General features: G+C 72.7%; 10 protein-coding genes. 3 read left to right on the top strand and 7 right to left on the bottom strand.

Going from position 1 to position 11,131, the window contains the following annotated elements:
• The first annotated feature begins 31 nt into the window (after positions 1-31).
• Positions 32-502, top strand: a complete 471-nt coding sequence (locus OP18_RS21455; RefSeq protein ID WP_156089684.1) for a hypothetical protein — start codon at positions 32-34, stop codon at positions 500-502.
• Positions 499-963 carry a hypothetical protein gene (locus OP18_RS21450; protein ID WP_033360782.1) on the top strand — a complete coding sequence of 155 codons (465 nt, stop codon included), beginning with the start codon at positions 499-501 and terminating at the stop codon, positions 961-963. Before OP18_RS21455 ends, OP18_RS21450 begins: the two co-directional genes overlap by 4 nt.
• Before the next feature lie 313 nt (positions 964-1,276).
• Here the strand turns inward: OP18_RS21450 and OP18_RS21445 are convergent, their stop codons facing one another.
• On the bottom strand, positions 1,277-2,794 hold the full coding sequence (locus tag OP18_RS21445) for an HYR domain-containing protein (RefSeq protein ID WP_052387077.1): 1,518 nt from the start codon (positions 2,792-2,794) through the stop codon (positions 1,277-1,279).
• Between the two features lie 201 nt (positions 2,795-2,995).
• Between OP18_RS21445 and OP18_RS21440 the strand changes: the two genes are divergently transcribed.
• A complete protein-coding gene (locus tag OP18_RS21440; RefSeq protein ID WP_245635487.1) occupies positions 2,996-3,805 on the top strand; it encodes a hypothetical protein in 810 nt (269 codons plus the stop codon).
• 273 nt (positions 3,806-4,078) lie between these two features.
• On the opposite strand, the gene OP18_RS21435 is transcribed toward OP18_RS21440, so the two are convergent.
• The 6 genes from OP18_RS21435 to OP18_RS21410 all read right to left on the bottom strand — a co-directional run bounded on the left by OP18_RS21435 (position 4,079) and on the right by OP18_RS21410 (position 11,047).
• Positions 4,079-5,281 carry a hypothetical protein gene (locus OP18_RS21435; protein ID WP_033360781.1) on the bottom strand — a complete coding sequence of 401 codons (1,203 nt, stop codon included), beginning with the start codon at positions 5,279-5,281 and terminating at the stop codon, positions 4,079-4,081.
• Between the two features lie 238 nt (positions 5,282-5,519).
• Positions 5,520-5,723, bottom strand: a complete 204-nt coding sequence (locus OP18_RS21430; protein WP_156089682.1) for a hypothetical protein — start codon at positions 5,721-5,723, stop codon at positions 5,520-5,522.
• 296 nt (positions 5,724-6,019) lie between these two features.
• Entirely contained in the window at positions 6,020-7,135 is a 1,116-nt protein-coding gene (locus OP18_RS21425; protein ID WP_033360779.1) for a MerR family transcriptional regulator, read from the bottom strand.
• A 178-nt stretch (positions 7,136-7,313) separates the two neighbouring features.
• A complete protein-coding gene (locus tag OP18_RS21420; protein WP_156089681.1) occupies positions 7,314-8,729 on the bottom strand; it encodes an FG-GAP repeat domain-containing protein in 1,416 nt (471 codons plus the stop codon).
• Between the two features lie 27 nt (positions 8,730-8,756).
• A complete protein-coding gene (locus OP18_RS57380) occupies positions 8,757-10,415 on the bottom strand; it encodes a GH25 family lysozyme (protein ID WP_052387076.1) in 1,659 nt (552 codons plus the stop codon).
• Positions 10,416-10,468: 53 nt separating this feature from the next.
• A complete protein-coding gene (locus tag OP18_RS21410; RefSeq protein ID WP_033360777.1) occupies positions 10,469-11,047 on the bottom strand; it encodes a hypothetical protein in 579 nt (192 codons plus the stop codon).
• Positions 11,048-11,131 lie beyond the last annotated feature (84 nt).

Raw genomic sequence — 11,131 nt, 5'->3', positions numbered from 1 at the left:
CGGCACGACGACGGACCCCTAGGTTGACGGTGTGCGGCGGGGAGCGCGGGCGGCGGCGTGGGCCATGACGGTCCTGCTCGGTGCCGCGTGCTTCGGCGATCCCTCGCCGGGCTCGCGCTTCTCGGAGCAGCGCTACGTCGACCTCACCGCCGACACCGTCGTCGGGGTCTGGGTCGGCCACGTCAGCGGCGCCACCTACACGTTCGCCGCCGACGGCACGTTCGAGGCGGCCGGCGTACCGACGGCGACCTTCGACGACACGCCGTTCCGCATCGGAGGGCCGGTCGGGCCGTACCGCTGCCGGGGCTCCTGGCGCATCGCGGAGGACCGCCATCTGCTGGTGCTCGACGTGACCTCGATCCGCGACGAGCGTGACAGGCAGCCGTTCGCGCCGCCGCGCGCCGTCACGTTCAACGCGACGCGGTGGGTCAGCGACCCTCCGGACGTCCCGCCCCAGCCGCTCACGCTGGGGCTCGGCGCGGACTGGATGACCGAGCGGTGAGGCGGCGCACCGTGCTGGCCGTGCCGGCACTGCTGCTGGCCGCGGGCTGCGGGCTCGGCGAGGCCCTGGCCGACTATCCGACCGTGCCGGTCGAGGTCAGCGCCGCTGACCTGGTCGGGGTGTGGGCCGGCCACGAGAGCTCGGCCCGCTACGACCTGCGCGCCGACGGCACCTTCACGGCGACCGGCGTGCCGGTCGTCCAGCTGGGCCCCCTCGACGAGCGCACCGGCCGGGTCGGGCCGTTCCACGGCCACGGCCGGTGGCGGCTCGGCACCACGCCGCAGTCCCCGCCGGCGACCGCCCGCGAGGCCGTGCTCGACTTCGACGAGCTGCTCGACGCCGACGACTCGCGGGTCGAGCGGCTCGGCGTCGTCCACCTCAACGCCGCCACACCGACCGAGTCACCCGATCACGTGCTGATCCTGACGACCACGCACGACTGGTTCCAGCGGCTGCCCTGAAGGGATGCGGCGTATGTCGCGACGGTCACCGTCGACGCCGACCCGTCCGTCCCCCAGGACGCGGTGGTCACGCACCACCGTGGCCTGCTCGAAGACGGCGGATGGCACGTCGCGGCCGACCGCCGGTCCCCGCTGCTCCGCGCCGACCGCCGGTTCGGCGGCCAGCAGGTCCTGTTCGCCCTGCACGAATCGACCGGGTCGGCGCAGTACCAGCTCGAGATGGTCTTCCTGCCCGACCGGCAGGACCTCGGCTGCGGCCAGGCCGGACGTCGTGGCGCCGGCACCACGGGGCCCCGTGGTGCCGGCGCGCCGGTCACGGCTTCGGCGGTACGTGGCAGACGGCCGCCGTGGACACGTTGTCGGCCGCGTCGACCGCGATGATCCGTGCGTCACCGCGGAGCCGGACCTTGTAGTTCACGTCGCCGGTGCCGGGCTTGACCTCCGGCTCGGCGCCCGGCGCCTGGGTGAGCTTGATCGTCGTGCCGCTCGGGTACGGGCCGAAGTTCACCGCCGGGTCGCCGGTGTCGCGGATGTACAGCTGCACGTCCGGGTCGACGAGATCCTTCCCGCCGAGCACGTAGAAGCCGTCGGGGTTGTTCGACTTCGGCGGGTTGCCGGCGGGGTTGCCGGCCGGCTCGCAGGTCGCCGTCGGGGCGGTCGTGTCCACGACCCGCATCGTCGCGGTGTCCTGCCCGACGTTGCCGCCGCTGTCCTCGGCGGTGCAGGTGACCTTCGTGTCGCCGATCGGGAAGACGCTGCCCGGCGGCGGCGCGCAGACCGGCACCAGCTCGCCGTCGAGGTCGTCGGTGGCCTCGGCCGGGTAGTCGATGACCGCGCCGTCCGGGCCGGTCGCCTCCACGGTCTTGTCCTCGACGGTCACCACCGGCGGCTCGTCCTCGAGCACGTGCACCGTGATGTGCTGCACGAAGTCCGGGCCGCCCGGCGCGCCGCCGAGCATGAACCGCACCTCGCACTCCAGCGTGGCACCGTCGGCGGCGTCGCCGGCGACCTCGACGGTCTCGACGAACTCGGCGGTGTCGCCGCTGGGCACCGTGACCTCCTGCGCGTCGAAGGAGACGCTCAGCGCCGGGTCGCACGCCAGCACGTCGGGCGTGACCGTCACGTCGAGCTGCTGCAGCCCGGACAGGATCGCCGCCGACACCTGCTCCGGCGACGGGTTGAGCAGCTGCCCGCTGGTCGCGGTCACCAGGTGCGTGGCCTGGTCCAGCGCGTCGAGACCGGAGGCGAGCTCGGTCTGCACGTCGACCCCGACGACGCGGGCGCCGATGTCCTGCAGCGCGTTCTCGGCCTCGTCGTAGCTGTGCCCGTTGCTCGGGTCGTGGCTCGGCGCGTCGCCGATCAGTACCACGACGGGGCTGCCGTCGTCGCGGTAGTCGAAGCCGGCCACCTCGACCAGCGCGTTGATCCAGCCCTCGTCCTCGTCGTCACCCCCGCCGGTGCTCAGCCCTTCGACGGCGGCGGTGACCTTGCCGGTGTCGCCGGTCAGGGTCTGGTGCACCTTGAACAGCTCGGGCCCGTCGGTCTCGTCGCGGTAGGAGGCCACCGCGAAGTGCGCCTCCGTCTGCGCGTCGTGGACCGCCCCGACGATGTCGACGATCTTGCTCTTCACGTTGTCGATCGCGTCGATCATGCTGTCGGTGGTGTCGACCAGCAGCACCACGTCGGGCTTCGGCAGGATCGTCGGCGTCTGTACCACCTTGTCGACGTCGAACGACTCGCCCGGCGCGACCGTGCGCTCGACGGCCTTGGGCTCGACCCCCGGCTTCGGCTCGGCGCCCGCGGGCACCCCCGCCGCCAGGACCACGACCACGGCCGTCGCGAACGCGGCGCATCGATCGGGTAAGCGGCGCCGAGCCGCACGATTGCGGACAACCATGGCAGTACTCCTTCGGTGACCAGGCCGCACTGGGCGCGGCGACTGACGGGGACACTACGCTGCGCGCACATACAGCTACGGAGAGTTCGTGAACGCGGTACGGTCGCAAACTCGACAACCGCCATCGCGCTGGCGATGACGGCCGGCTGGGTGTTGATCGCCCCGGGGGACGCCCGCGGCGCCGTCATCGACCCGGCGCTGGCCGGCGACTCGGCGTGCTGCGGCCTCGTCGGCGCCGAGCCCAACATGGTCTGCGTCACCTGCGGCGCGCCGGTGGCCGTCCGGATCGACGACTGTGGCCTGCGGCAGGCGATCTGGCTGGACCCGCGGACCACCGGCGTGACCGAGGACGGCCCCGGCCCGCACCCGACGCTCGACTGGATGGACCTGATCGACCAGCGGCCCGGCATCCCGCCGTCCGAACCGGACGGCGACTGGCACCCGATGTGGGCGGCCGCCGCGGCCTCGGCGCTGGCACACCTGCTGGCCGCCGCCGGCGGCGACCCGGTCCTGATCCCGGATCACCGGGTCGCTGAGATCTTCCGGCCCACGCTCGACCGTCTCGTCGGCCCGGCCGGCCCGGAGCCGGCCCGCACCCTGGTCCTGGCCGGACCCGGCCTCCCGGCGGCCGCCGGCGACTTCGCGCTGGTCCCGGAGCACCCGCAGACCGGCGAACGCTGGCCGGTGCCCGCGCCGGTGCGGCCGGTCCCGCTGGCCTGGGACGCTTGGCGGTACCTCGCGTTCCACCGGGCCCCGAAGCCGGTCGGGCGGTCGGTCCCGATCCCGCCGGAGGCCCTGCCGGCACTGCTGCCGGGTTACCGGTTCGAGCCGGACGCCCGGATCTTCCTCAAGGTCCTGGCCGGGCTGCCCGAGGTCACGCAGCCGCGAGTGCGCGCCATCCACGAACGCGGCCGGCCCTACGGGTACAGCTTCCTCATCTTCTGACCGCGCGGCTCGCCGCCTCAGCCGCGCCGCAGATCGGTCACGCTCACGTCGACGCCGCTCGGCAGCCCCGGTGGTGCGGCCGGATCGAAAGGCTCGAGTCGCAGACTCCCCGCTGTTGGTCACGAACATGGGCACGGGGCATTGCCGTAAAGACTCCTCTACGGGATCGGTGCGTCGTCCACGCGGCGGAGGTGGGGGCGCGAGGCCATCGTCGGCCTTTTGCGGCGGGAGCCGCCGGCGTCCGGCGCCGGGGATCGTCCGTCGCGAGGCGTCTCAGGTAAGGCCGGCCACCGCCTGCCACGACGACCGGTCGGCGGGAAGGCCGAGTCGCGAGAATGTTGCGTTCCAGGGATCGGGAGGGCCCGAGGACGGCTCTGCCCGGCTGCCGGGCTCGCGGAAGGACGCGTGGCGGGCGATCATCTCAGCGAGTCGGCGCTGGGCAGGTGTGGCCGCCGCCGGTGACGGCAGGCCGGTCGGGAAGAAGACACGCAGGTACGGCTCGGCCAGGGCGCCACGCGCCGGGCGTCGTTCGCCGACATTGAGATATGTCGGGGCGGACGGTACCGCTGCGACGGCCGCCGGAAGGAGACGGTCGACATCGCGAACAGTCGCGCACAGCCGTTCGGCGAGCGCGGTTTGCGGGTACGGCAGCGCGGGGAGACCCATGCCGTCGAAGCCTCGCATGCCGATGACGTCCGGATCCTTGGAGGCCTCCGTCAGCAGTACGGTGTTCGCCGCGGGGTCGTCAGCGAGTGCCGGCGCAAGCGCGGCGCACACCCGCACGCCTGGATGCGGGTCGCGCAGCCACTCCCGCGGTGCGCCGCCGAGTTCACCGGCGCCCAGCAGCATCGAGGCACGATGGTGCGCGTCCGCCGCGGCGCACTCCGCCAGAAGGTGCGCCAGCAGCCGAGGCCGGTGCGCCACCAGATCGGGGTGGCCGCTCAGCGTCGCGGCCGTCAAGGACGCACAACCCCGCAGCGCCGGCTCACGGACGGTCAGCAGTGGCTCGACCGCCGCGTACACCTCCGGCAGCAGGTCGAAACAGTCCACGCGCGCCGCGGCCAGCAGCACCTGACCCGCCGCGTCGGCGTCCGTCCAGTCCAGAACGAAGCGCCGCTCGCGCAGGTACCCGGTCAGCCACTCACGCACGTCAGGCTCGTCACGCCGCGACGCTGTCGCGCGGTCGACACCACCGAGCGCCTCACGAGCGACCTCGCGCAGGAACCAGATCGCCGCGATGCGCAGGGTCGGGTCCTCACCGCCGAACCGGGGCTCCGGGATCGTCCGGACGAGATACCGCACCGCCTCGACGGTGGCCGGAGTCAGGTTCCCGCCGCAATAGAGCGCAGACCACAGAAATGAGTACGGCGCACGCCAGAACGGCTCGTCAGGACCCTGGGGACGGTCGTCACCCCGGCGAAGAGCGTCGAGAAGGACCAGGTCCTCGCCGGCCGGGCCGTAGGCGTGGAAGGACACGACTCGCCGTCACCCGCCCGAGCGCCACAGCGACCTGATCATGCGGGCAAGGTAGCAGGACAACGCGCACGTACGGCGGCGTGCGCGGTCCCGCCTGAAGCGCGGAACGGGGTTGCGAACGTGCGCGGGTGGCGGTATTCGTACGCGGAGTCGATCGAGAGCGTCTGCAGCCGGTGGCCGGAGGCGACACACGACTACTGGCGCAGCCAGAAGGACAGCAAGGGCGTCGTGATCTGTCTCAAGCAGCGATAGGCCGCTGCGCGGCGCAGCTCTCGCCGAGGTCGAGGTGGTTGAGGATCCGCAGCTCGTGGCGCGGTTCGCCAACGATGACCTGACCGAGGTGGACGTCGATGCTCCTGGCATGCCGCCCGGCTTGGACGACCTGCGGGGACAGCGCGACGCCCAGCGGTGCCGGCCAGGGTTCGGTGTCCTCGCCGGACAAGGGACCGTGTATCTGCAGTGCCCGCCGGAAGCGGGCGACGGCACGTAAGGCCGCCACGCCCGCGCCGACACCCATGCCGTCCGCGCCGGGGGCTCGGCGGCTGCGTGACGGTCGCGGTCGCGCTCCTGGCCGTGCACCTGCCGGCGGCACCGGACACCGGCACCGGATACGCGATGCCGGTCCTGCTGCCGACCGTCGCTGGCCGCCGCCACTTCGGCCGAAGTCGTCGTCGCCGAGCGTGAACCCGTTGCCGGAGTCGCGCCGGCTGGCGCGCCGTGATCAGCGCGGATGGGTGTTCAGGCGACGAGCAGGCGGAGGCCGAGCTCCGCCGCGTCGAGGGCGAGGAGTTCGCGGTTGCGCTCGGCCCACCGGCCGGAGGACAGGTCGTCGCGGAGCCGGTTGACCGCCCGCCGCTCGGCCTCCGGTCCGACCCTGGTCCATACCGACACCGCGCGGCGTACCTCGTCTTCCAGGTACGCCTCGGGCCGGCGCCAGTAGGCCTCGAAGAATCCGTCGGCGCAGTCCCACGGGATGAGCACCGGCTCGATGCGGGCCCCGATCGCACGGGCCAGCTCGTCCACCGGGGGCCGACCGGCGACCAGGTCGGCGACCTCAGGCAGGTAGTCGCGGGTGAGCCAGAACCGGTGACGCCAGGCGGTGTCACCGGCGTCGTGGGTGAACACCACGACGCGGCGGGCCACGCGCCGCATCTCGCGGAGGCCGGCGATCGGGTCGTGCCAGTGATGCACGGTGCTGAAGGCGATCGCGGCGTCGAAGGACTGGTCCTCGAACGGGAGGCTCTCCGCACTGGCGGCCACGCACGGCGCCGCGCCCGCGCGACGCTGGGCCCGCATCACCGCCGACGGTTCCACCGCCGTGACATCGCGGTCGGGGGGTTCGTAGGAGCCGGTGCCGGCCCCGACATTCAGTACCGTCCGTGCGTCGCCGAGCGCGTCCCAGATCCTCGCGGCGATCCGCGGCTCGGTGCGCCGCGTCGCTGGGTAAGCGGAACCGATGGCTTCGTACAACTGCGCGCCGAACATCTTCAGCTGCTCCTCTGGCGTCGTCCTGATCCCCATTGCCCGCGCCTGCAGTTCCCGGTCTATGGCCGTCACCATGGCGGCAACGCGGTCGCCCTGTTCCAGCAGCAGCCCGCGCAGCCGGTGCAGGTGTGCGACCGCGTCGACGGTCGGGTCGTCAGTCAGATCCGCGATCTCGCGCAGTCCGAAGCCCAGCCGCCGGTAGGCGAGCACCTCCCGCAGTCGCTCCACGTCAGCCGCCGAGTAGGCCCGGTACCCGGCCGCGGTCCGTGCGGACGGTCGGACGAGGCCGATCTCGTCATAGTGGTGCAGCGTACGGACGCTCACGCCGGCCAGCTCGGCCACGCGTCCCACGGTCAGGTGCTCTTCCACGCCACCGACTATGTGCCATGACGCCACGTGAGGGGCAATGGCATGACCGGATTGTGCGGGAGTGGCCGCGATGCCGTCATGTGGTGGCCTGGTGGTGAATCGAGGTGGGACGGGAGCTGCCGGCACGGCCGCGAACGCGCCGGACGGTGGAAGCCGCCCGGCGCGTTCGCCGGAGAGGTCAGGTCAGGACGGTGAACCCCTGCCAGCCGGTGCCGATGCGGACGGGCGCCTTGACGACCTGGTCGGTCGCGATGACGCCGGTGCCCGCGTAGACGCTCAGGACGCCGTCGGCCGGGCGGGTGACGATGTCGTCGACCCCGTCGTGGTTGAGGTCGCCGACCGTGATGGCCGTGAAGGCATGCCAGCCGGTGCCGATGCGGACCGGTGCCTTCACCACCTGATCGGCTGCGATGGCGCCGGTGCCGGCGTACACGGTCAGCGTGCCGTCCGCTGCCCGGGCGATGATGTCGTCGACCCCGTTGTGGTCCAGGTCGCCGGCGCTCAGCGCCGTGAACGCCCCCCATCCGACACCGATGCGGACGGGCGCCTTCACCACCTGGTCGGCTGCGATGGTGCCGGTGCCGGGGTACACGGTCAGCGTGCCGTCCGCGGTCCGGGCGATGATGTCGTCGACCCCGTTGTGGTCCAGGTCGCCGGTAGTGATCGCGGTGAACGCCTGCCAGCCGATGCCGATGCGGACGGGCGCCTTCACCACCTGGTCGGTCGCGATGGTGCCGGTGCCGGGGTACACGGTCAGCGTGCCGTCCGCGGTCCGGGCGATGATGTCGTCGACCCCGTTGTGGTCCAGGTCGCCGGTCGTGATCGCGGTGAACGCCTGCCAGCCGATGCCGACCCGCACCGGCGGCTGCACCACCTGGTCGGTCGCCATGGTGCCGGTGCCCGGGTACACCGACAGCGTCCCGTCCGCCGCCCGGGCGAGGATGTCAGCGACACCATCGCGGTTGAAGTCCCCCGACACGCCGGCGAGACTCTCGGACTCGGCGACGTAGTCGTACTTGATGGCATCGTAGGTCTGCAGGTCCGGCCAGTCGTTGAAGCCCAGGTTGCCCTTGTTCGACGGGGTGTACGGGTTCCGCACCGTCTCGCCGATCTCGTTGAACGAGTACACGTATGCGCCCTCGCCGTGGTTGGCCGGGTTCTTCCAGCGGGCGAACAGCTCGATGTGCCCACTCCTGACCATGGCGTCGCCGGGCTGCATGGCGTTGATGCCGCCGGGAACGGCGGTCCATGGGTGCCGGTCGTCGTGGGGCTCCTGGAACTGGTCGGTGATCGGGCTGTTGCGGGTGTCCCCCCACAGACCCAGATCCCGCAGGTGCCAGGCCATCGAAACCAGGCCGGAGCAGTCGCGCCGGTAGACGCTGTCGACGCCGTCGCTGGCCCACGGGCCGGGCTGCGAGTAGGTGATGGGTCCCGGCGCGTCGACCCAGTACTGGGCGCGGGCCAGGATCTCCGACCGGGTGATCGGGCCGCCGATGACGGAGGCCGCCTCGGCGGGGGCGGGCGGGTCGACGAGGGCGATGCCGGCGCCCGCGAGGGTGGCGGCCAACACGAGGCCGAGGGAACGGTGACGCATGGTGGTGTCCTTTCCGGAAGCGGAGGGTCAGGTGAGAGCGGTGAAGGTGTGCCAGCCCGTCCCGATGCGGACGGGAGCCTTGACGACCTGGTCGGTCGTGATGACGCCGGTGCCGGTGTAGACGCTCAGCACGCCGTCGGGCGCGCGGGCGATGAGGTCGTCGACGGCGTCGTGGTCGAGGTCGCCGACGGTCAGGGCGGTGAAGGTCTGCCAGCCGGTGCCGACGCGGACCGGCGCTCTGACGACCTGATCGGTGGTGATGACGCCCGTGCCGGCGTAGACGCTCAGGACGCCGTCGGCCGCTCGGGCGAGGATGTCGTCCACCCCGTCACGGTTGAAATCGCCGCTGGTCAGTGCGGTGTACGCGGCCCAGCCCGTGCCGACGCGGACCGGCGCCTTCACCACCCGGTCCGTGGCCATCGTGCCCGTGCCGGCGTAGACGCTCAGCACGCCGTCGGCCGCTCGGGCGAGGATGTCGTCCACGCCGTCGTGGTCCAGGTCGCCGACCGTGATGGCCGTGAAGGTCTGCCAGCCGGTGCCGATGCGGACCGGCGCTCTGACGATCTGGTCGGTCGCGATGGTGCCGGTGCCCGGGTAGACGGTGAGCGTGCCGTCCACGGTCCGCGTGATGATGTCGTCCACCCCGTCGCGGTCCAGGTCACCGGTGGTCATCGCGGTGAACGCCTGCCAGCCGATGCCGACCCGGACCGCGGCGCCGAGCACCCGATCGGTGGCGACCGTGCCCGTGCCCGGGTACACCGTCAACGTCCCGTCCGCCGCCCGGGCCAGGACGTCGGCGACACCGTCGCGGTTGAAGTCCCCCGACACGCCGGCCGTCGCCGCGGACGTCGTCGAGCCCGCGAGGGCCGCCAGGTCGGCGAGCGAGCCGTTGAACACGTTGGAGTCCGTGGTACTGCCGCGCCCGCACTCGGGGATGTCGTACTGCCAGAACGTCCAGCGGGTGCCCCAGCCCGGCGTCGACGGGGGTGAGGACTGGCAGCTGGAGATGTCCAGCGGGTACGCGGCGAACGCGGTGCTGCTGCCAGTGCACGGGTTCCACCAGTTGACGTTCGTGTAGATCATCGGCGCCCGGCCGATCCGGGACTGGACCCGGCCGAGGAAGTCGCCGATCCAGCCGGTCATCTGCGCGGTGCTCAGCCCGTAGCACGGCGACGGTGCCACCGGCCCGTTGCCCGTCTCGTACGGCCACTCCAGGTCCAGGAACGGCGGCAGCGTCCGGCCGTCGGTCGTCCACTGCATGCTGTCGACGAAGTGGTCGGCCTGCCCGACGGGGTTGCCGAGGTCAGGCCGGCCGAACGCGTAGGCGCCGGCATACAGCCCGGCCGCCTTCGCGCCGTTGTAGTCCTGCCCGTAGTACGGGTTCGTGTAGGCGGTCCCTTCGGTCGCTTTGACGAAGGCGAAGTCGTCGCCCGCGACACGCAGCGCGGCCCAGTCGACGGTCTTGCCGCCGCTGTGGTCGTGACTGGACACGTCGCGACCGTTGACGGTGTACCCGCCGGGCAGCGCCAGGGCCGCCCGCTGCGCGGCGGCGCCGGCCGGGCCGCGCGCCGCGGAGGCACGGCCGTTGGGGACGTCAGGGGCCGGCTCCGCCGCCGCGGCGGCCGGCGGCACGACCAGCGTGCCCAGCATCACCGCGGCGATCGCCGCCCATCTGAACAGGGACATCACAGGCTCCTTTGCGGGTGGGGAATCACATGCGAGGACTTGGGGCGCGGGACTCAGGCGAACGAGGCGCACGCGGCGGTCAGCTCGGGGCGGCCGTCGCCGCACTCGGTGTCGAGGCCGCGGGCGATGGTCTTCCAGCCGTCGCCGGCCCGCTGCAGGAAGAACTGGTCGCCCTGGACGAGCTGCCCCGGCACCGGGTTGGGTGCCGCGTAGATCCGGGCGAAGCCGTGCGCGCAGTTGTAGATCCGCACGTCCTCGAACCCGGACGGCGGCCGCTCCGGCTCGGCGCGCACGTGAGCCAGCAGGACGGCGGGCGTGCACGCCTGGTCCGAGGGGTCGGGCCGGGGCAGCTCCGTCGGCGGCAGCTGAGCGGGCGGCGGCGGCGACACGTTGCCGGCGCCGACAACCGGATCGGCGCCGGCGGTCGTTGTCGCGTTCGCCGCTGGCGTACCGGTGGCCGCACCGACCGTCGGCGCGTCCACGCCCGGCCCCGCGAGCGCCGGCGCGATGCCGGCCGGTGACCCGCCCCGGCGGCCCGGTGGCCCGGGGTCACCGGCGCAGGCGGCCAGCTGCACCAGTACGGCGGCCGCGATGGCGACGCCGAACACCGATCGGGTCTGGAGGTTGTTCATGGCGCTCCCTCAGGAAACGGACGAGGTTGACTGGCATCGACCTTGACGGCTCGGCCAGTCGTCCGGCTGGAGCCGGACCACCCA

The organism is Dactylosporangium aurantiacum, from assembly GCF_000716715.1.
Lineage (GTDB): Bacteria > Actinomycetota > Actinomycetes > Mycobacteriales > Micromonosporaceae > Dactylosporangium > Dactylosporangium aurantiacum.
Note: the sequence above shows the minus strand (reverse complement) of the source record. Positions and strands in the feature narration are given on the sequence as shown.